A 21,333-nucleotide genomic window follows, 5' to 3' on the forward strand; every position below is an offset into this window, starting at 1 on the left:
GCGAAAACAGGCTATAGCCTTGACGATCAAATAGCTTCCTGTAAAGCCTTTCTGCTCAACAAGGGAATTACAAACATTATAGAATATATTGACGACGGGATATCCGGTAAATTTTTGGACAGACCAGCCTTAACAGCGCTTCGGGATGATATCGCCGCCGGCAGAATTGATTCTGTTGTTGTATATGATCCTGACCGTCTAGCCAGAAAACTCTCTATTCAGCTATTAGTCGCTGAAGAAATGGAAAAGAGCAAGGTTGCTCTACATTTCATCACGGGTGATTATGATGCCAGCCCGGAGGGCCGGTTGTTTTTCTCTATGCGTGGTGCAATCGCCGAGTTTGAAAAAGCAAAGATTCTTGACCGGACCTTGCGCGGGAAGCGCCGAAAAGCCATGCAGGGAAAAATTATGCAGGATTTCAAACTATACGGGTATAATTACGATGCGGAAAAATGTTCTTATATTATAAACGAAAAACAAGCAACGCTTATTCGTGACATTTTTCGTTTAGTATCCGATAAACAGCTTAGTATTGAAGGCGTACAGAAAGAATTAAAAGCAAAAATTATACCCTCACCAACCGGTAAGGCTGTGTGGCCTACGTCTACCATCCATAACATACTTAGAAACGAAACCTATACGGGTACTTTCATGAGCATGAAATATCGACAGCAAAGGTCGGGGATAAAATCAAAAACCATAGAGAAACGGCCTAAGGAAGAATGGATTCCCATAAAGGTCCCGGAAATTATTGACGAAGTTACATTTGAAAGAGCGCAGAAACAATTAAAACGGAATGCCGTGTCTAAACATAAGCCTGTCAGTGCGCCCTTCTTGCTGCGCGGAATTTTATTTTGCGGGGTTTGTGGTAGACGAATGCTCGCCCATCATTGCCGGTTTCGGGATGGAAGTTACAAAACATACTACCAGTGTTCGGCTCATAGATATGCAGATTTAAGAAATACAGGTGTAAAATGCCCCTCAAAAAGCCTACCGTCTGACGCGATAGATAAGGATGTTTGGGGTAAACTAGTTGACGCCTTCAAAAGCCCGGAAAAAATCAAAAAATATGCGCCTAAAAAACTTGCGCAGCCAGATTACAGCGAAGAGATAATCAGGTTAAATAACTTAGAAACAGAACTAATTAAACGCCGCGAAACGATTGTGAAATGGTTTGGCCAGCAAATGATTTCCGAAAAAGAATCAGACGAAGAACTGGCTAAAATTCGTTCTCAGCTTGTAGATATACAAGAAAGAAAAAACATTTTGCGCCCAGAAGAAAAAGCAACACCGGAAATATCATTTGAAGAAATGGCAAAGGCAATCCTTCCCCTAATTCAGCAAGGAGATTTAACTCCCGATGAAATGAGAAATATTATTCAGTCGGTTCTAGCCAAAGTCACGGCCACCCGCCTTGACCAGCAAAAAGGAAGTGTCTCTCATCCAAAATTTAAAATAACGTGGGAAATGATATGATTTGTCATGTTTTTATATACAGTGGTCCAGCCAGCCCTGGCTGATCGGTCAAATGATCTCTCATGGCTGTATCCGGATGCGCAATGAAAATGCGGAAGAGCTATTTGCCCTGATCCGGATCGGCACTCCGGTCTACATTCGGGATTAACGCATACAGCCGGCCGGCAATCTCTTCCACCATATCCCGACGAACCCGAATATAATGAATTAAAGCCTGACGCTCAGCCTGATCCGGCAGCCACTGAAGGGGAATATTCTCCACGAGGCCGGTAATCTGTTCATCGCTGAGCGCCTTTACCTTGGCTACATAAGGAGCGAAATCGCCGGCAGTTAAAAAATGTTTCAGCAGCCAGCCATAGGCCCGCCGGTGATTCAGCGTAATCTGGGATTCCAGTTTCGTCAAAGAATTAATATTCCAGCGTCCGCGGCGAAACAAATGAGAATTATCAATCGCATAAACAACTCCTCCCTGATCTTCCCGGCGGATAATCAAATTCCGGCGATTCCAAGTCCGGTCCAGATTGTGAAACAGATGATCAAACAGCATCACGCCTGCCAGCTTTGTTTTATTGACGGCTTTATATAAATTATTCCGCACCACATACCGGCTGCCGCCGATATACCGGCTGGCAAAATGCGGTCCCTTATTTACCCGCTTGGCTTTTAGCCGCCGGCTTTTTTGCAGCACCTGGTCGCTGATATAAATAATTTCTCCCGGCGGAAAGCATAGATCCATCACTCCGGCAAATTGGCTGGCCAAATACTCATTGGCCAAAACTTTGGTTCCCAAACAATTATTCTGAAGCTTAACAACATAGATTTTACCGTCATCAGCCCGAAACAGCTGAGGGGACGTAACTCCCAGTCCCACTGCTCCCAGATACTTCACTCCAGTCAGCATGATCCCACCCTCTTATCCACAAGCTGGCCGCAGAAGGATCCTTTTTGCGGCATGTTACAGTATATGACACAGTATTCCAAAGATTCCTCTGCCGCCTAAATACAAAACACCGCACAATCCGGCTCGGATGCGCGGTGTTTTACGTTTTGATCCTTATCCTTTGGTCCCGGCCGGTACGCCAGTATCCACCAGCCAACTGGCAATCCAACCGGTGGTGGAGCCATCGGACAGTACAACTTTGTACCAGCCGAATGCCTGATCCTTGATCGTCACGGTATCGCCTTTTTTTACCTGGATCACAACAGGGAAATTAGTTCCAGGGCCGGTGCGAATATTGACATTGTTGCCGGTAACGGCAGCCGTTCCCGAAACTCCCATTGGAACACCCGCCGTCGGCGTAATTCCAGGGCCGGTAACAAAGACATTCTGCACGCCATAGCCGGCATATTGATTGGATTCAAACTCGCTGGCCGCAGTTGTGTTGTCCGTTGACAACGTGGCCGTGGTAGTTTCCATATCCCCAATCTCAGTAACCGGACCGAGAGCGTAAACATCCATCAGCGTCGTTGTCAGTACCCTGGCCCAGAACTTAAGCACGATTGTAATGTGGACTTTACGCCGGTCATCACAATCGAAGTCGTAATCCACAAACTCCACATTCACATCCGCGGTAGCATCCATGCCCCGTTCCGCGCCGAGGATTTCAATATCCCGGGTAAAGCGAACCTGATCTTTTTCAAAAGCGTGAACTGGCTGATTCGGCAAATCCGCCACATACATGACTTTTACTTCCAGCTCGCCGCGGATAATTACTTTATTGGGAATAACATCCACTGTTTTGATGCAAACATCTTTCACGTAAACATCAATAACCTGTTCAATGTCCGGTTTTTGCGCCGGGACCGTCATGTCAAATTCGACAACCCGCTGGGCCATTTCCGCCCCTAAGACCTGTTCAACCTCAATAGTTTCCGGGCCGGGCTGCGGGCAGCCGCAAATGAGTTCCGCATTCATAGTCGTTGCACTGCCTGTGATAGTAACACCGCTGCTGGCGGCCGTGGAACCAGAAGTCTGTCTTAATTTTTCGTCCATTATTCCCCCCCCTTTAAAGAAATGTAATACACTTTATCCTTTTGCTTTGCCTGTTGTGGTATAAACGCCAATTTGTACTTCCCGGTCCGTCATAACCTTAGCGGTAATCTTTAAAACCACCGATACATCAAATTCCCGGGTGCAGTGATGGTGGTGATGATGGTGGTCACAATCATCGTCATGATCGTCATCGTCGCAGTCATCATCATGATGGTGATCATCGCAGTCATCGTGATGGTGGTGATCATCGCAGTCGTCATCATCGTCGTCCATTTCATAGTTTTTGTACTGATAAGCCCGGGTATGATGATCCACATCGTAATCAACGAATTCCACTACGACGCTGGCATCGGCATCCATACCCCGGCGGGCTCCCGGCATATCAATATCCTGTGTCCATTTGTAATGCTTGATTTCCACGGCATGAACCGGCTGATCCGGCAGATAAGCCACATAAATGGCTTTAATTTCAAATTCGCCGCGAACAATCACCTTATCGGTAATCACATCCACAGAGTTGACTTCCACTTCTTTGACAAATACATCAACAATCTGTTCAATCGCCGGCTTTGCATCCGGAACTACCACATGAATATCCAATACCTTTTGCTTTTCGGCCTCACCCACTACCTGACGGACTATAATCGTTTGCGGACCCGTTTCCGTTCCCATTGTGCATGGATCATAGTAACCCGTTGCTCCGCTGGACGATGCGCTAACCGTTTGCCGGGTATCTTTATCATTCACACATATTCCCCCCTTTGTATGTTCTAGTTATATATATGCCTGCGCCTGACCCAATGTGCCAAAAAATCGCATGTCTTATACCGGCTCTTTTCAATACCGTTTTTTATGTCAGGAAACATAACATTTTCTTCTGGTTCATCATAGTATATAGTAGAAATTCCCCCAGGAATTTTCTGATCAAAAAAATGGGAGGTTACGATGAATGTATCCAAAATGGGATGATCACAACTATAAAGCCGGCTGCTGGCACAAAGACGGATACCCTTATATGCATCCGATGCACCCAATGTATGACGACTGCGGCGACCATCATGAAATGGACTGCATGCCAAAAATGGAACCAGACTGCTGCCCGCCGATGCCCTGCGAAATGCCTAAAATGAAATGCAAGCCGAAAAAAGAATGCGTAAAAACTTTTAAATGCTGTTACAAACTTTATCGAATCACCAGTTACCGCCTCTACAAAATCTGTTCCCGCTGCGGCTGTGAATTTGACCACCATATGCACCAAGGCATGTGTCCCAAGTGCGGTATTGCCGAATAGGCTGTCTCAGAAACAAAACAGGGCGTCCCGCGGATAATCCGCGGGACGCCCTGTTTTGTTCCGTTCTCTACTAGCGGCTTGATCAGCGAATGAACTCCTGTACCACATAAAGCGAACCGTTGGCGCCATACCCCACGCCGATGCCCACATCAGTATAATTGGAACTTAAAATGTTGGCACGATGGCCTGAACTATTCATGAAAGCCGTTTCCGCCCCAGAAACGCTGGTATTGATCGCTATGTTCTCGCCGGCATAGCTATAGCTAATACCCGCATTCTTCATCCGGTCAAACGGTGACTGCCCTTCCGGATTGGTGTGGGAAAAGAAATTGCGATTGATCATATCCTTGGCATAACTTTCCGCCAAACTGGTCAATTGGGAATTTAACTTCAAGGGCGACAATCCATTTTTGGCCCGGTCGGCGTTCAATAGCTTGAAAGCTTGCTGTTCAGCAGCAGCTAGGCTGCTGGCAGAAGCCGCAGTTTTGGTAGAAGACAACCCGGAGTTTGAGGTCGAACTCGCTGCCGCCGGCTGAGAGCCGGTGCTTTTCGCTGCAGAATTCGTGCTATCGTGGCTGCTGTGACCGCTATGGCTTAACATCGCCAGCAATCCCACAGCCACAAGTCCGGTTACAATCCCTTGGTCGGATTTAGTGCTTTCCTGGGCACTTTCCGGAGTCGCAGCCAGTGCTGTCGAGACAAATGTACCGCCAATGGAGCCGGTTACCAACGATAAAGTCAAAATCCCCCCCAGAAACATACTGCAAATTTTATTTTTCTTCAAAAAATTACCTGCCTTTCTACAGATACTGTTTTTCTTATGAGCACTGCATTTGTTTGCAAGCCAGAATGAAGTATACATAAAAAATAGATTATACTGATTCAAGATCTTGCAACACTCCGTATATTCGCCCTCTAAACAAGAAAATCCTGTTTTCCCGGCGTGGTAATGTTTACATAAGTATTTACCGTTTTCTCCATCTGCCCTCGCGCTTAACATCCCCCCATTTTTCTCTTATAAAAATTGTCAATCATTAACCTTGTAACTTTGGAAACAATACTATCAGGATGGAGGTGATAACAATGGCGGATTTTAGCAAATCAGGCTGCTGCGGCTGCAGTGAAAAAAAAAGCTGCAAGCAATCCTTCACCGAGTTTGCTTCCGAGCTTTGTCCAAAATCGAAAGATGCGAAACGTCCGGACAAGCGGTAATATCCATAGACGCAGCAGAAAAGGCGCGATGCTTCGCGCCTTTTCTGCTGCGTCTAATAGGGTGTTTTTGGCAATCCCAGCCGAAATTTACCTCGCGTCTCCACTCCGCCCACACCTTCAATCCCAGTTACCGAAGCCGTAATGGCATCACTGACATCCACCGTCTTATGAATGGGTGTAAACGCCACTTTTTCCGCAATAAACACCGGGTCGTACGCATGAATAAAAATCCGTTGCGGTGAACTGGCGAAATTGGCGCCGGCCGCTAAAATTGCCTCAAAATATGACTGACAAGCCCCGGCGAAAATGACAAGTTCATCCCAGGATGGCTCAAATACACGGGTCCGCTTTACCGACTCCACATAGTACTTGGAATTCCGGTAATTATTGATATCGCGGAAATCCTTCTTGCCGCCGCCGATCAGAGCATCATGGCCGGTAAGCACCAGAATATCCGGCCGGTATTCATCCACCAGCTTCACCACATGGTCCGGCTGTTTATCTTCCGGAATACACCGGCCGACCGCCTCCATATTCAGTTGATTGTAAGTTTTCAGACACATCCCGAGGTATTCTTCATCACCGTCAATGTGGAGTACCTGACCGGGCAAGTCGAAAAAAGGATATTTTTTATTCGGTTCCGAACGGCCCATCTCTATTTTTTCCCGTTCCATGCTGCGCCGCATCATCACTCGTTTCAGACTGTCATTATGCACGCCTTCCAGCCGCAAAATTTCGTTCCGCAAATGCTCCGCATCAATTTTTTCCAAGTCCACTAACGGTGCATCGGCGATTAATCGCAAATACATTCCTTTCAGTACGCCATGGGACTGACCGGTTTCATCCTGAAAAATTTCAGTTACTTTGAAAACAATATCGCCGCCATGGGATTTTCGAATCACTAAATCACCGATTGTGATTGCCATAACCTGATCCCTCCCCCCTGTTACTCCATACTATGTCGCTTTAAAGCATTTTGCCACCTTCCTTCCCGCCGCGCTTTTTTACGGGGACAAGTAGCAAATTCCACCGCAGACCAATATACTGTACTAAGCCTTAGTGTGACTATTTTAAGTCACATGCACCGCACTCCATTTCCCGAGGTGATGGCGCATGATTACCGTGGTTGTTCCGGCAAAAAATGAAGCAGGCCGAATTGTGACCGTACTCCAGAATCTGGGAACCCTGCCAATCGATCATATTATCCTGGTTGCGAACGGTTCCAAAGATGCTACTTTGCAGGAAGTACTGCAAATGCGATTGCCAAAGCTGCAAGTTATCTACTTTCATGAATGTTTGGGTATTGATGTACCCCGCGCCGTCGGCGCAAAAGCGGCCCTGTCGCTGGGCAGTGATGTAATTGCCTTTGTCGATGGAGACATGGTAGGAACCTTTAATGAAAATTTAATGGAATTAATTGATGGGATCTTGTTAAAACATCTGGATATTGCCTTAACAAACTGCTATCCGTCACCCCCCCGGCACATCGAACGCTACAACCCCACCTTCCAGTGGCGGCTGAATGTAAACAAAACCTTAGGGCTGGACAAAAAAATCAATTTAGCCACTCCCGCCCACGGACCGCATGCCGTATCCCGCCGTCTGCTGGAGACCATCCCCGTACGTGAATTAGCCATTCCTCCCGTGCCGCTTGCCCTGGCCCGGATTCATAAACTGAGAATCGATGTGGCGACTACCATTCCCCATTATCGGCTGGGCTCATCCATTAAAAACCAGATTCATACCAACAAAATCATCGAAACCATTGTCGGTGACTGTCTGGAAGCCATCGCAGTATTTCAAGACCAGCCCCGTACCAGGCAATGGCAGAATAAGACCTACCTTGGCTACCACAGCGAACGCCGGCTGGATCTATTGGATCACTTTTTAACCGAACAGCCCTGCTCTCCTTAAGAGCAGGGCTGTTCAACAGTTATACTGCAATCATATTTAGTAAAAAGATACGAATATGCATCTGATAAGAGTATAATAAAATAAAAAACGCGCCCCGTTGGGGAAGGCGCAATCAGCGGTGCCGGGCTCCATTGGGAAAACTTTAAACGAAGTACTTACTACTGCAGAAGGTACACACGAATTTCACAAAAATAAAATTTGACGAAGTAGGTGAAAAAAGTGTCTGAGGTCCTAAAGGGAGTTGGTATTGTCCCCGGTGTCGCTGTTGGCAGAATTAAAAGAGTTTCGCAGGATATCGAAAAGCACTTACCGTATTATAAGGCTGATTCACCTGCCCGGGAAGCGGAAAAATTTACTGCTGCTTTGCGCCAAGCAAAGGAACAAGTTGGGAAAATCATTGATACCGCCAAAAAAAGCCTTCAAAAAGATCCGGCCGATATTATGGAAGCCCATCTGACTATGTTAGGCGATCCGATGCTGCAAGAAGCTGTCCTGCAAAAAATCCAGGAAACAATACCGGCACCGCTGGCAATAGTAGCGGTAACCCAAGAATATGCTGCGGCCTTTCAATCCATAGATGATCCGTATTTGCAGGAACGGGGTGCAGATGTTCTCGATATCGGCCGCCGGATAACCCGCATTCTGCTGAATATTCAAGCCGTTGTCCTGGAAAATGAACCGGTAATTTTGGCCGCTCAGGCTCTAGAACCATCCGTATTGACGGATCTACCGGCGCAAATTGTGCAGGGTCTAATCCTCGAACAGGGCAGTACGACTTCCCATGCGGTTATTATTGCCAAAGCAAAAGGCCTGGTAACTATTGTCGGCGTATCCGGACTGAACGAATTGGACGACGGCACACCGGTAGTGCTGGACGGATCAAACGGCACGATAGTGATTTCGCCTGAGCAAGCTGAATGCGCTTCATACATCGCCCGCAAACAGGCGGAAGAGGCGCAATATGCCCGGGATTTAGCCAGCGCAACGCTGCCGGCAGTTACTGTTGACGGCAGGCAGGTACAATTAGCGGCAAATATCAGTACGCCCCAGGATATGGAGCGAGCCCTGCAGTTCGGCAGTGAAGGCGTAGGCCTTTATCGCACCGAGTTTCTGTTTATGGGACGGGATAACTTTCCTAACGAAGAAGAACAATTTCTGGCCTATCAAGCTGTAGTAGCCCAATGTGGTCCGCATGTCTGCATTATCCGCACCTTGGATATCGGCGGCGACAAACCGCTTTCTTATTTCAGTATTGATCAGGAAAGCAATCCTTTTTTGGGCTGGCGCGCCATTCGCATTTGCCTGGAGCGTCCCGATTTATTTCTCCCTCAGCTAAAAGCTATTCTACGGGCCGGAGCAACCGGCAAGGTGGCAATTATGCTGCCGATGGTGATTAACGGCAGTGAAATCCGGCGTACCAGAAAATATCTGGAACAAGCGGCAGCGGAGCTGGAACGGGAAGGAAAAAATTATGCCCGGAATGTACCGCTGGGGATCATGGTCGAAACTCCGGCTGCGGCAGTGCTGGCACCGCAGTTGGCCAGGGAATGTGATTTCTTCAGCATCGGCACCAATGATCTTGTTCAATATACGCTGGCGGTGGACCGGGGCAATCAAAAAATAAGCGATCTTTATAACCATTTCCATCCGGCGGTACTGCAGCTAATCAGCAATGTAATTTCTTCCGCCCATCAGCACGGCATCCGGGTAGGCATGTGCGGTGAAATGGCCGGCGACCCGCTGGCTGCAGCTTTGCTCACGGCAATGGGGATCGATGAATTAAGTATGAGTTCAGCGGCGCTGCCGCGAGTACGGGAAAAAATCCGCAGCATTGATACCCGGCAGACAAACGAGTTTCTCCAGACAATACTGTCCCTTGATGACGGCGGCAAAATCCGGGAATATCTGGAAAAATTTTAAACCAGCCGGGTCCCCGCGTTTTCCTTATGTAACTAAGCAGTATAGACATGCTGAAATGCAACAATTGGATTCGCGGAAAATTCATTTATATTGTCCAGTATCTGTGCCAAATGCGCTTCTATGATGTTTGACGAAATGCCCGGTACTCCGTACACGACAAAAACGCATTTTTTTGTCGTCCCTGTTATTCTGGTTCTAAAATCCGGACCGCCCAAAATGCTGGAAATAATTCCTCCGCTGTCGGCAAGCAGCATATCACCTTTTTTTGTTGTTTGTTCTTTGCCGTTGATCCCCGTATATTTTTCCTTTCCGCCAGCAACACGAAGCAGCAACGGCAGTTTTAAAATATCGCCGTCATGCCCGGCTGTCAAAAGACCGCTTTTTAATTCGGCCATAAACATGGCTTCTACCAATGGGTTGATGCCGGAAATTTGTTTTCCTTTAAAAATCACCGATTCCAGCTGCGGCAAGACATGGTATGTTTTCCGGTAATGATGATAGTACTGGACATAGTGGGGCAGCGGTCCATAAGTCAGTAGCGCTTCTTTTGTTTTAATTTGAGCTTGCAGGAACTGCAGTAAATGTGTCTTCTTTTCCGTCAGCGTCTTATTCCCATAGGAATTGGTAATCTCATTGACAGCCATGATACCAATACTGGTTCCGGGGTATGTTGTTTTCCATGTCTCATCAATCGTCAGCATCCGATCACTCCCTGCTTTCATTTTGACAAATCAGATTCATCCGTCTTTACTACACTTTGACCAAGCTTGAACGCAGTTTCCAGCAAATCCTCTTTTTCGGAAACCTGTCCATGATTACGCAGTCCACCAGCTACAATTTTTCCTGCCAAGTTCATTTCTAAATACGACAAGCTCTTTTCAAAAAACTGCTCTACCGGCTCTGCGGTCTCCCTGTTCGCATCCTCAAAGGGAATCGCCAGCAACACTTTTTTCCCTTTGACCCGCCTCCGGTTGCAGTCACAATTGTAATAAACAAACCGGTCCATAAAACCTTTCATCAATGCCGTAGGCCCATACCAGTATACAGGAGTACCCAGCACCAATACGTCCGCCTGATTAATTTGCAAATACAAATGATTCATATCGTCATGTTTGCTGCACTCTTTCCCCTGCCAGCATACATGACACCCATCGCATTCTCTCACCGACAAACCGCTTAAAAAAACATAATGTACGGCTGCTCCCCCGGATGCGGCCCCTTCCAGAATTTTTGCAACCAATTGATGGGTATTACCCTTTTTACGGGGGCTTCCTACTATACCTAACACGTTTATCATCATTCACCTCAACCTCTTTCCCTTTTATCCCTCTTATATTAAAATATCACTGGGAATTGGTTTTGTTTAGTACCAATTCCCAGTGATATTTTCAGTACCAATTTAGCGAGGTGCAGCAAATGTATGGGATAACCATCGATCGAAACTCAGAACTGTCAGTCGCCAAACAACTTTACCGGCAAATCCGTAAAAAGATACTGACAGGGCAATTGCCGGCAGGCGCCCGTCTTCCCGCTACCAGAAATCTGGCTAATCAGCTCAATATAGCAAGAAATACTGTAGTAGAAGTGTATGACCAATTAAAATTAGAAGGATTTTTTATCAGCCACCAAGGCTCTTATACGACAGTTGCACCGAATGCTTGTCTGATGCAGCTGCCGCCCGGACCTCCGGCTGCCGCCCGGAATCAAAAGAAAACAACAGCGGATCTCATCGATTTTCGCTATGGAATTCCCGCTTTAGATCTATTTCCCCGAAAGGCCTGGCAAAAATCCGTTGCTCAAGTTATAACCGATATACCGGCTGCCTATTTCGGCTATCATCACCCTGCCGGCTGTTCTGAACTGCGCTCGGCCTTAACAAATTATTTGTTTGCGACAAGAGGGATCATCGCTTCGCCGGAACAAATCATGGTTACATCCGGTTCAACCCAGGCATTTTATCTAATCACCCGCTTATTATGTACCCATAACCGCAAAGTCATTATTGCCGACCCGGTCAATTACGATGTTCAGCGATACTTAACCATGCTGGGCTGTGACCTGGCTTCCGTTCCTATCGACGGGCAAGGCCTTCAGACCAGTCTTTTGCCATCACAAAAAGACTTTCCCCCGAGCTTTACCCTGGTAACCCCTTCACAGCAGTTTCCCACCGGCGGCATACTGTCTATCCAGCGTCGAATCGAGCTTATCAACTTTGCCAGAAATACAAATTCCTACCTGGTGGAAGACGACTACGAAAATGAGTTTACCTATGAAAAAAGTCCGGTTCCCGCCTTGCAGGAACTGGACCCGGAAAAAGTCATCTATGTCGGTTCCTTCAGCAAAGTGCTCATGCCTGCGCTAAGACTTGGCTACCTGATTCTGCCCCGAAACCTGCTGGATACGTTTTACCGCTCGAATTGGTCTGCCACCCAGCAGCCCTCTGCCATTGACCAATTATCCCTGGCGCTGTTCATCCATACCGGCCAATTGCAGCGGCATGTCGCCCAAATGAATAAAGTGTACCGCAAGCGGCGGAACAAGCTGGCACTTGCGTTGACACACCATTTCGCCGATTCTGCCGAGATACTGAGCTGTCCTTCAGGGCTGCACCTGACTACCAGATTTAAAAATGTAACATTTTCTTCTCCGGTATTGAAGGACATCCTGCACCATGGCGTCCTGATTTATCCCGTGGAACAACACATTATCCACAGAAAAGATAAAAAGTTCTCCGACCAAGCCATTCTTGGTTTTGGCAACGTAAACGAAACTGAAATAGCAGAAGGAATCCGGCGATTAAAAGCAGCGCTGCAGCAGTATTCCCCCAATAGCCTGGATACTCATCGCTTAACGCCATAGTTTAAAATTCCTGTTAAAAAAACACAAAAAAAGTAAGGAACCACAGCCCTGCGTGTCGAATGTTTAAAAGTGCTGCCGACAGCATGATAAATAATGGAAAATAATTTGTGTGCATTCGTATTGTGCAAGTAAGCAGCTGCTGACTTATCCTACCGGATAATTTCGCTGCCTAACCGGTTCTACTGGATCATATACCGAAAGTTAGACGAGAAAACGCTCGCCTTGTCTTACAAAGCCGAACTTAGGAGGGCTGTATTGAAAATGCCTGTGAAAAATAAAATCTTGCTCAATACGCTTCATATAATCGTTGATGGTCTATTTGACTGCGTTCCAATACTCCTTTCGTTTATGATCATTTCTTTTGCAGCCGGAGAAAAAGAAGTTGGCGTGATTATTTCTCTTTCAAACATGGTGATTACCATCGCCGGACTATCTACCATATTCTTTTCTCAGCATTTCGGCTTGTTCCGCACTATAAGCCTCATACTATTATTGTATGGCATTGGATTTTTTACGAATGCCTTTTCCCAAAATGTTTATCTTGCAGGATTTTGTTTTATCATCGGCAATGCGGGGTTTGGTTTGTTTCATAATGTTGCCTTTTCGTATCTTACAGCGAATTCTGCAAGACGATCGTTGGGAAAAGCAATGGGTGATTTCGCAGCTATCGGCGATATCGGGAGAATGCCGCTTGTTTCGCTTGCTGCTTTTATCGCCGCTCTTTCTCTGTTTGGGGTTCCCGGCTGGAGAATTGTCTGCTTAACGTATGGTCTGGGAGCTTTGTTATTTGCCGGATATATATTTCTTTCCACTTCTCACCAAAAAGAAACAATCAAGCAAGCAACTTTTACGGCAGCAGCCGAAAAAAAATATCTTCCTGCTTTTTCACTTTTACGCAACCGTCAATATGCGCTGCCAATGAGCGCAAGCATACTAGACGCCTTTGGCAGCAACCAGGTCTTTGTATTTCTTCCTTTCCTCCTCTTTGCAAAAGGTATTGACCCAAAAATTATTGCGTCGTTTGCACTTGCCTTTACCTTTGGCTGCTTTCTGGGAAAAACAGCGCTTGGAAGGTTGGTGGATACATTTGGCACTCGCAAGGTATTTGTAGTATCTGAAGTTATGATGGCGATACTCCTGGGAATTCTTCTGCTAGGGCAGCAGCTTTTTATTGTTATCGGAGCATCGTTTTTACTCGGTATTGTGACAAAAGGAACCGTCCCGGTTGTCCAGACAATTATCACAGAACCGGTCCAAAAACACGAATATGATGATATATTTGCGATTAATGGCTTTTCTCGCGGAATTGCCAATATGGTTTCTCCGCTTCTTTTTGGTTTTATCGCTTCGTCCGTTAGTATAAATTGGAGCTTCGGCATAATGGCAATTGCCGCTGCGGGAGCTGTCATCCCAGTACTCATGATGGATAAAAATATCCCCCAAGTAAAATACACATAGGAGAAATAATAGCAACTATGCTCCATTTTTCTGATGCCAAAATGAAACCGATCATCGTTTTAGCTTTACTTACGGCAGCCTGCTTGATTGGTGATTCCATGCTGTATGTTGTTCTGCCAACCCATTGGGAAGAGGCCGGGCTTAATTCTTTATGGGAAGTAGGGGTTCTATTATCCGCAAACCGCCTGGTCAGACTGCCGTTAAATCCACTTGTAGGCTGGTTATATAAAAAAATCAGCACCCGGCAGGGAGTATTCTTTGCCGTAATTTTAGCAGCCGCGACAACATTCTCCTACGGATTGGTAAAGGGCTTTTTACCCCTCTTGCTGATTCGGTGTCTCTGGGGTTTAGCCTGGACTTTCTTAAGACTGGGCTCCTACTTTGCGATTATTGATTGCTCCACTGACTCTAATCGGGGACATTGTATGGGAACTTTTAATGGATTATACCGGCTGGGAAGTTTGGCAGGCATGCTCGCCGGCGGATTTATCGCCGATTTCTACGGATTATCCGTTACATCGCTGCTCTTCGGCGCTATAACCCTATTATCGATTCCGGCAGCTTTGCTCTGGGTCCCAAACTCTAAAGGGAAAAATACCAGTACCGAGGAACAGCCTAGCAGCAAGTCCGTCCTGTGGAAGGATTCCACCATTCTTTGGGCCTTACTAACAGGCACGTTAGTCGCCATGATCTACCAGGGTGTATTCAACGCAACATTAAGCTATCTGGTACAAGTACATAACTCATCTACGATAAATATCTATGGTATTGCCGTTGGCGCGGCATCTCTCGCCGGTATTCTCCAAGCAATGCGCTGGGGTTGGGAACCTTGGCTAGCCCCCTGGGTCGGAAAAAAATCCGATGGTAAGTATGGCCGGCGAAGAGTCCTGATCATATCCTTACTGATGGCTGGTTTTCTTTTTGCGCTGATCCCGCTTTCGATTCCACTGCTGCCCTGGCTGCTGATTGTCATCGGCATCCAGCTTACAGCGACCGCATTAACCACAATTACCGATGCCATTGCTTCCGATGCGGCGTCACGTTCCTCAAAATATTTAGTTTTAACAGCGTATTCGGTTGCCATCGATTTTGGCGCAGCAATAGGACCATTTATCGGCTATTTATTGAATGGCTACGTGGAAGCATACGCAGCCTATTGGGGAACGGCAGTAATTTTACTATTACTGACAATCGCATGGCTTATACCAAATAAAACCACGACACTCCACATTCACCCGAAAGCGTAACCGCCGATTTATCTTGTATCTGCCGTTATTCCGGTTCTAAAATCCGGTCCGCCCAAACTGCCACGATAATTTTCTCTCTGTCCGAAAAAAACATATCCCCTGCTTTGTCTCTTGTTGAACTGTGCTGTCATACCCGGCCATAACTATCTTCAAAACGGACAATATCGTCCTCTTCCAAATAATCCCCATTTTGAATTTCAATAATTTCCAACGGAATTTTCCCCGGATTTTCTAAACGATGTTTGGTAGAAGGCGGAATATAGACACTTTCATTACGATGAACCATTTTTTCCGTTTGACCAACCGTGACCTTAGCTGTTCCGCCAATCACCACCCAATGCTCGCTGCGATGATAATGGAGCTGCAGACTCAGCTTCTGGCCGGGGCTCACCCTGATTTTTTTCATTTTGTAGCCCGAGCCTTCACCCATTACCTTATAGCTGCCCCAGGGCCGGTACACCGTCGTATTCTCCACGGCTTCCTTACGGCCCTGCCGCTTTAATTCCGTTACCAGATCTTTCACTTGCTGGGATTCGCCCCGGCGCGCCACAACAATAACATCATCCGTTTCAACAACCAGCAAATTTTCGAGTCCAATACCGGCAAGCAAACGGCTGCGCCCCATCATCAAGGTATTGGTGCAATGAAGCGGCAGACAGTCTCCTTTGACAGCATTGCCATGCTCATCTTTTTCCATCGCACCATAAATGGCATCCCATGAACCAATATCATTCCAATAGGCTTTAAAGGGGATAATCACCATTCTTTTTGATTTTTCCGCCACAGCATAATCAATAGAAATGCTCGGCATCTGCTGAAATTCAGCCTGCATCTCAGCAAAGGGGAGAGCCATAATCTGATAAATATCAGGCCGGTACTGTTTGAGTTCTTCACTCATACAGCCGATTGTAAAAGCGAACATGCCGGAATTCCAGTAATAACCGCCTGCTGCCAAATACTTTTCTGCTGTTGCCTGATCCGGCTTTTCCTTAAAGTCCGCCACGACAAAACCATCGCCATAAGCTTCCCCGGCATGAATATATCCATACCCGGATTCCGGGTTATCCGGTTGAATGCCTAGTGTCACGATCTTATCCTGTCCGGCCATTTTTTCCGCTGTTTTGACAGCAGCGGCGAAGTCTGGCTGCGAACGAACAAGATGGTCGGAAGGAGATACAAAGATGACTTCATTTTTATCAACTCCCAGCTTATCCAGACAATATCGCACTGCCAAGGCAATCGCCGGAGCCGTATTGCGCCCGACCGGCTCCAGCAGTATATGAGCAGCTCCCGCCCGGCAGGCAGCGAGCTCTGCCTGGACATGGTGCCGGTAAGCATCGTTGGTGACAATGAGAATATCGGACGGCCTTACGATGGATAAACAGCGAGTAACTGTCTGCGCTAATAAAGATTGCTCTCCATCAATTTGCAAGAATTGTTTCGGATAAGAACTGCGCGACAAAGGGAAAAGTCGAGTTCCCCCGCCGCCAGCTAAAATAACAATCTTCATCGTTATAATCTCCCTTGTATAAGAACAGAAACGCTCTATTCTCTACGGCTGTTTTAGTATCTCTTTGCTTGTTTCATGATCCCCCGGTCAGCGGACTTGTATTTTGCCAAAGCCAACGTAGCAATCCCGTAGCCAACGATGCTTTCCGCCCCTTGATTACGGTTGACGCCCTCAGGAGTAATGCCGTCGAAACAACCGCCGGTATCCGGATCAATCAGGCTTTCCCCTAAAGAATTGTCACCGGAATACCAGGCAAAACTTTTTTTGGCTAACTCCAGCATCCCTTGCTCGCCGGTAACGGCAAAAGCTGCTAAATGAGCTAATGTAGACATTGATGCTTCAACCGGCTGCTGATCATATAACGCCGGCTCTTTACCCCGTATCCACCAGCCGTTGCAGCCCACCGGCCGAAAAAAGCCATCACGAAACGATACCTTGTCAAAAAAAGCCATACTCTCCCGGGCAGCATGCAGCAACCGATCCTGTTTTGTCCTGCGGTAAGCTGTAAACATAGCCCACGGCAATACCGCATTATCATAGGTCAATTCGTCCTCAAACCATTGCCAGTCTGCTTCTTCGGTGTATTTTTCAAAAGCATCGGCTAACTGAGCGGCCAGGCCGTGAATCATGGTATCAGCCTCACTGCCCGCAACAAAACCAAGACCGATAATAGCATACGCCTGTCCTCTGATCCATTTGAGAAGCAGCGGAATGTTGGGCAAGGCACGACGAACCGCACTGGCACAACCAGCCTTAACTCCCGCCGGCATAGCCGGCGAGGCCAGCGTATACCCTAATGCCCACAGACAGCGCCCGAAACAGTCTTCCGAGCCTTCTGTCTCAGTAAACTGCCGGTTATAGGTCATAAAGTTCCGAAAACGCCCGGTTTCATTTTGCGCATGCAAAACAAAGGCCAAATATCGGTACACTAAAGCTAAAAATTTTTTCTTATGCTGTCTTTCATACAGCATTACCGCCATGATCAGGGCCCGGGCGTTATCATCCGCAGTGTAACCTTCAGACAAATCCGGAACACTAAACCGGGTATGCTGAAACATGCCGGTATCATCGGTCATGCGAAAAATATGGGAGTCATCGAACACAAGACCGGACTTCGCCTTTATCATAATCTTGCCTTCATTCCATTCCCCGTGTTCATCTCAAAGGGAAAAGACACATGTTTGTCCGGTAAATGCACCGGCAGCCGCAGATCTTTTTGCAACTGACTATTTCTATTACCAATCGTGCTGATGCACAATTCAGCGTAACGGCCGGCTACATTCTCCCACGTCATTTTCCGGCCGGCAGCCATAGTTTTCAGTTCCATTTCTTTTTTCCGGGAGGGATTGCCGAGTACAATTCGCATACAGGCTGCTAATGAATCAGCATCTCTGAATTGAGCCAGCAGCCCCCGGCCGCTGCCCAGCATTTCCTGGGCATACCGGTAAGGAGTCGATATAATTACCCGGCCATACCCCATCGCGTAAGCCAATGTCCCGCTGACTGCCTGTTCCCTAGACAAATAGGGAGTCAGATACATATCTGATAACTGGAGATAGGTAATTACTTCTTCTTTTGTCAGATATTTATCAATAAACAGAACATGTTCCCTGATCCCCAGATTCTCCGCCAAATCCATCAGACTCTGCCGATAACTTTCTCCCATCCTCTCCTTGACGGCGGGATGGGTTTTCCCCAGAATCAAATAAAGCACATTATGATAATCGGGTACCACCTTTGCCAGGGCCTTAATGCCATACTCCAGTCCTTTAGCCGGGCTGATAAGTCCAAAGCTGCTGATGATCTGCTTATTCTGCAAATCAGGATAGTACAGTTTCAATTGTTCCCGCGATGCCATTCGCATGCTGGGGACTCCATGAGGGATAAATGCAATTTTCTCTGTCGGAACATCGTAAGTTCCTGTCAATATGGGAATGGAGCTTTCTGCCATAGTCACCACTTTCGCACTCAGTTTACCTAAATCCCGCAGCACAGTTTTCTGTTTAGGCGATGGGCTTAACAGCACGGTATGAGTAGTAACGATAAAAGGAATCTTTAGCCCTTTCGCCAAATCAAGCACATATTCGCCACAGTCGCCGCCAAATATGCCGTATTCATGTTCAATAATCAGCAAGTCGGCATGGCGATTGGCCCAAAGAGCCGCCTTCAAGTAACTGGAACGCTCTTGCTGATTCACTATAAATTTCACCCGAGGATCAACATAGTCTTCTTTCTTAGCCACAGCAATAACGCTTGGTTGAACCAAAGATATTTTATTCATCGAATTAACCAAATCTTCAGTAAATGTAGCTAATCCACATTCCCTGGGCGGATAAGTGCTCAAAAAAGCAACTTTTTTAACTATATTGGTAGCCATCTTCTTTTGTCCCCCTCTTTTGACTATCTTTTCGCTTGCTGCCATCAAATCAAACACATGGAATCGTGCTAATAAAAATTATATGGCTGCGGTTCGGGACATTGATGGATGTATTCCAGTAAATCACTGATAGTGGTAGTAGCCAAAGCAATACAAGTATCGGCTCCGCCATAATACATTTTCACTACGCCTGTCGGCTCGTCCATTACCCAGCCGCAGGAGAAGACTACGTTATCTACATCGCCTTCCCGTTCATACCGGGCTACCGGACCAAAAACCCATTCATCACTGCGATGCAGTACTTTCAAGGGATTTTCCAGATCAAGCAGCGCCAATCCTAACCGGTAAATAGAACCGGAAGCAGTCTGGCGCACCCCGTGGTACAAGAGAAGCCACCCGTCCTCAGTTTCTAACGGCGGCGCAGAAAGGCCGATCTTGCCGCTATCCCACCATCCGCCGGAACGGGCATGCATCAGCACCTGCCGGTCACTCCATTGGATAAGATCATCGGAATAAGAAAGCCAAATATGCGAACCCGGTATATAATTAGCAACAACAGGTCGATGAATTAACACCCATTTACCATTGATACGATGCGGAAACAACGCAGCATCTTTGTCATCCTGTGATGTGATAGGTCCCAGCCGGTCAAATTTTTGAAAATCATCAGTTAACGCTATGGCTACAAGCGGTCCCCCCTGAGAATAGGCGGTATAGGTAACAGCCCATTTACCCAATTCTTCCAGCCGGGAAATCCGGGGATCTTCAATTCCCCACCATTCTTCGGGATGATTATCAATATCTTGTTCCAGCGTCGGCGCACCGTCGATCCGCCAATGATCAACCCCATTATCGCTAACCGCTTTGGTAAGATGAGAAAATCCCCGGCGATCCTCCACCCTTGCCAGCAGAAGAACTTTCCCCTGAAACAGCGTTGCAGCCGGATTAAATACGGTATGCGCCGGATAAGGCCAATTTTTCGCTGTTAAAATCGGATTATCGGGATGTCTGACAAAAAGCTCTTTATAGGTATTGTCATTGCTTTTCAATCTGGTCATAAATTTTTCTTTGGTCACAAAAAAACCCCCTCCGTGATATTCGCCTTTAGCGGCAAGTGTAATGATGCGTCAATTAAGTGTTAACGAGTCCTATCGCTCACACTTAATCTTTAGTATCCCAAGGTGGTTAAAACGCGATATATTGTTAGCACTCACCGTCATTGAGTGCTAACAGCTATTAGCTAAATTATACAACGAACCTTCCCTTTTGTAAAGTTTTCCCTTCCCCTTTCGGTATTTAGGTAAGAATAGAATGAAGCGGCTGCCGCTTGGAATACAGCCGGTACTGCCTAGGCGGCAAAAAAGTTAATGCCGTCTCATTCGCTATCTATAAATAATTCGCTTGAATATAATGTTACATAGGTGTAATATTATATTAATAAAATATATGAAAAGGATCACTTATGAAACTTGCTAATGTTGAATTTATGCTTTTGCAAATTATCTGTGAACACCAGGATGTTTCCGGTTATGAAATCAGCCAATTGGTAAAAAAACGTGACTACAGAGAATGGGCCGATATTGGGACTACATCAATTTATGTTGGTCTTAATAAATTAAGCAAAAAACAGCTTGTAACTTCTTATGCCGACACAAAAAAGCAAGGGAAAGGGCCAATACCCAGAAAATTCAAAATAACTGATAACGGTAAAAAAATATTAAAGCAGGAAGCAATATTGGCACTATCCTCTGCAAGAGAAAGAGAGTACAGATTCGATTTAGCCCTTACAGTCATTCCCCTTTTGCCTACAGAAGAAGTTATAACAGCACTTAGGAAAAGGAAAACCTTTCTTGCGGAAGTTACTGAAAACAGCATTAAGCGGTTTGAATCTTACAAAAAAAAAGAGCTCCTCTTTTACGACGAAAAGGGACTCCCTTTTTATATGAAAACATTATTTAGCCATCTCACGCTAATGATTAAATATGAAATTGATTTTATCGATATTTTAATAGAAAATTTATTAGAGAAAAATGATTTCACCGAGAACTGATATGAACGCAAACATTTTTTCTCCAA

Annotated in this window: 20 protein-coding genes; 9 read left to right on the forward strand and 11 right to left on the reverse strand. The window is 46.4% G+C overall.

The annotated features are described in order from the left end of the window. Positions 1 to 1,476: recombinase family protein (locus ABFC84_13615; GenBank protein ID MEN6413778.1), on the forward strand; the 1,476-nt coding region annotated here is incomplete at its 5' end. Positions 1,477 to 1,576: 100 nt separating this feature from the next. Here ABFC84_13615 and ABFC84_13620 read toward each other — a convergent pair. The 3 genes from ABFC84_13620 to ABFC84_13630 all read right to left on the reverse strand — a co-directional run bounded on the left by ABFC84_13620 (position 1,577) and on the right by ABFC84_13630 (position 4,216). Continuing rightward, on the reverse strand, positions 1,577 to 2,377 hold the full coding sequence (locus ABFC84_13620; GenBank protein ID MEN6413779.1) for a HipA family kinase: 801 nt from the start codon (positions 2,375 to 2,377) through the stop codon (positions 1,577 to 1,579). 153 nt (positions 2,378 to 2,530) lie between these two features. Then, positions 2,531 to 3,469 carry an SPOCS domain-containing protein gene (locus tag ABFC84_13625; GenBank protein MEN6413780.1) on the reverse strand — a complete coding sequence of 313 codons (939 nt, stop codon included), beginning with the start codon at positions 3,467 to 3,469 and terminating at the stop codon, positions 2,531 to 2,533. A 33-nt stretch (positions 3,470 to 3,502) separates the two neighbouring features. Further along, positions 3,503 to 4,216, reverse strand: a complete 714-nt coding sequence (locus ABFC84_13630; protein ID MEN6413781.1) for a DUF3794 domain-containing protein — start codon at positions 4,214 to 4,216, stop codon at positions 3,503 to 3,505. A gap of 202 nt (positions 4,217 to 4,418) precedes the next feature. Between ABFC84_13630 and ABFC84_13635 the strand changes: the two genes are divergently transcribed. Then, entirely contained in the window at positions 4,419 to 4,760 is a 342-nt protein-coding gene (locus tag ABFC84_13635; GenBank protein MEN6413782.1) for a hypothetical protein, read from the forward strand. Positions 4,761 to 4,842: 82 nt separating this feature from the next. On the opposite strand, the gene ABFC84_13640 is transcribed toward ABFC84_13635, so the two are convergent. Further along, the gene (locus tag ABFC84_13640; GenBank protein ID MEN6413783.1) at positions 4,843 to 5,544 is read right to left on the reverse strand and encodes a CAP domain-containing protein; all 702 of its coding nucleotides are present in this window, start codon (positions 5,542 to 5,544) and stop codon (positions 4,843 to 4,845) included. A gap of 299 nt (positions 5,545 to 5,843) precedes the next feature. Between ABFC84_13640 and ABFC84_13645 the strand changes: the two genes are divergently transcribed. Continuing rightward, on the forward strand, positions 5,844 to 5,972 hold the full coding sequence (locus tag ABFC84_13645) for a hypothetical protein (GenBank protein MEN6413784.1): 129 nt from the start codon (positions 5,844 to 5,846) through the stop codon (positions 5,970 to 5,972). Positions 5,973 to 6,025: 53 nt separating this feature from the next. Here ABFC84_13645 and yabG read toward each other — a convergent pair whose 3' ends face one another. Next, positions 6,026 to 6,898 carry a sporulation peptidase YabG gene (gene yabG / locus ABFC84_13650; GenBank protein ID MEN6413785.1) on the reverse strand — a complete coding sequence of 291 codons (873 nt, stop codon included), beginning with the start codon at positions 6,896 to 6,898 and terminating at the stop codon, positions 6,026 to 6,028. Between the two features lie 187 nt (positions 6,899 to 7,085). Here yabG and ABFC84_13655 point away from each other — a divergent pair, with 187 nt between their 5' ends. After that, positions 7,086 to 7,886 carry a glycosyltransferase gene (locus ABFC84_13655; GenBank protein ID MEN6413786.1) on the forward strand — a complete coding sequence of 267 codons (801 nt, stop codon included), beginning with the start codon at positions 7,086 to 7,088 and terminating at the stop codon, positions 7,884 to 7,886. A 210-nt stretch (positions 7,887 to 8,096) separates the two neighbouring features. After that, the gene (gene ptsP / locus ABFC84_13660) at positions 8,097 to 9,806 is read left to right on the forward strand and encodes a phosphoenolpyruvate--protein phosphotransferase (GenBank protein ID MEN6413787.1); all 1,710 of its coding nucleotides are present in this window, start codon (positions 8,097 to 8,099) and stop codon (positions 9,804 to 9,806) included. 32 nt (positions 9,807 to 9,838) lie between these two features. Here ptsP and ABFC84_13665 read toward each other — a convergent pair whose 3' ends face one another. Both ABFC84_13665 and ABFC84_13670 read right to left on the reverse strand, forming a co-directional pair. Next, entirely contained in the window at positions 9,839 to 10,528 is a 690-nt protein-coding gene (locus ABFC84_13665; protein MEN6413788.1) for a phenylalanine--tRNA ligase beta subunit-related protein, read from the reverse strand. Next, positions 10,525 to 11,106 carry a flavodoxin family protein gene (locus tag ABFC84_13670; GenBank protein MEN6413789.1) on the reverse strand — a complete coding sequence of 194 codons (582 nt, stop codon included), beginning with the start codon at positions 11,104 to 11,106 and terminating at the stop codon, positions 10,525 to 10,527. Before ABFC84_13670 ends, ABFC84_13665 begins: the two co-directional genes overlap by 4 nt. A gap of 116 nt (positions 11,107 to 11,222) precedes the next feature. Between ABFC84_13670 and ABFC84_13675 the strand changes: the two genes are divergently transcribed. The 3 genes from ABFC84_13675 (at position 11,223) to ABFC84_13685 (ending at position 15,370) form a co-directional block, all read left to right on the forward strand. Further along, positions 11,223 to 12,665, forward strand: coding sequence for a PLP-dependent aminotransferase family protein (locus ABFC84_13675; GenBank protein MEN6413790.1), 1,443 nt, complete (start codon positions 11,223 to 11,225; stop codon positions 12,663 to 12,665). A 261-nt stretch (positions 12,666 to 12,926) separates the two neighbouring features. Further along, on the forward strand, positions 12,927 to 14,123 hold the full coding sequence (locus ABFC84_13680) for an MFS transporter (protein MEN6413791.1): 1,197 nt from the start codon (positions 12,927 to 12,929) through the stop codon (positions 14,121 to 14,123). Positions 14,124 to 14,140: 17 nt separating this feature from the next. Next, the gene (locus tag ABFC84_13685) at positions 14,141 to 15,370 is read left to right on the forward strand and encodes an MFS transporter (GenBank protein MEN6413792.1); all 1,230 of its coding nucleotides are present in this window, start codon (positions 14,141 to 14,143) and stop codon (positions 15,368 to 15,370) included. 127 nt (positions 15,371 to 15,497) lie between these two features. On the opposite strand, the gene ABFC84_13690 is transcribed toward ABFC84_13685, so the two are convergent. The 4 genes from ABFC84_13690 to ABFC84_13705 form a co-directional block, all read right to left on the reverse strand. Beyond that, positions 15,498 to 16,880 (reverse strand): mannose-1-phosphate guanylyltransferase/mannose-6-phosphate isomerase, encoded by a 1,383-nt coding sequence (locus ABFC84_13690; GenBank protein MEN6413793.1) that lies wholly within the window; start codon positions 16,878 to 16,880, stop codon positions 15,498 to 15,500. Positions 16,881 to 16,933: 53 nt separating this feature from the next. Next, positions 16,934 to 18,007, reverse strand: a complete 1,074-nt coding sequence (locus ABFC84_13695) for a hypothetical protein (GenBank protein MEN6413794.1) — start codon at positions 18,005 to 18,007, stop codon at positions 16,934 to 16,936. Continuing rightward, positions 18,004 to 19,257, reverse strand: a complete 1,254-nt coding sequence (locus ABFC84_13700) for a glycosyltransferase family 4 protein (GenBank protein MEN6413795.1) — start codon at positions 19,255 to 19,257, stop codon at positions 18,004 to 18,006. The genes ABFC84_13695 and ABFC84_13700 overlap by 4 nt, the downstream gene beginning before the upstream one ends. Before the next feature lie 68 nt (positions 19,258 to 19,325). After that, complete coding sequence (locus tag ABFC84_13705; protein MEN6413796.1) at positions 19,326 to 20,333, reverse strand: hypothetical protein; 1,008 nt, start codon at positions 20,331 to 20,333, stop codon at positions 19,326 to 19,328. A 386-nt stretch (positions 20,334 to 20,719) separates the two neighbouring features. On the opposite strand from ABFC84_13705, the gene ABFC84_13710 reads away from it, so the two are divergent. After that, on the forward strand, positions 20,720 to 21,307 hold the full coding sequence (locus ABFC84_13710) for a PadR family transcriptional regulator (protein MEN6413797.1): 588 nt from the start codon (positions 20,720 to 20,722) through the stop codon (positions 21,305 to 21,307). Positions 21,308 to 21,333: the final 26 nt, after the last annotated feature.

Source organism: Veillonellales bacterium (genome assembly GCA_039680175.1).
Lineage (GTDB): Bacteria > Bacillota > Negativicutes > JAAYSF01 > JAAYSF01 > JBDKTO01.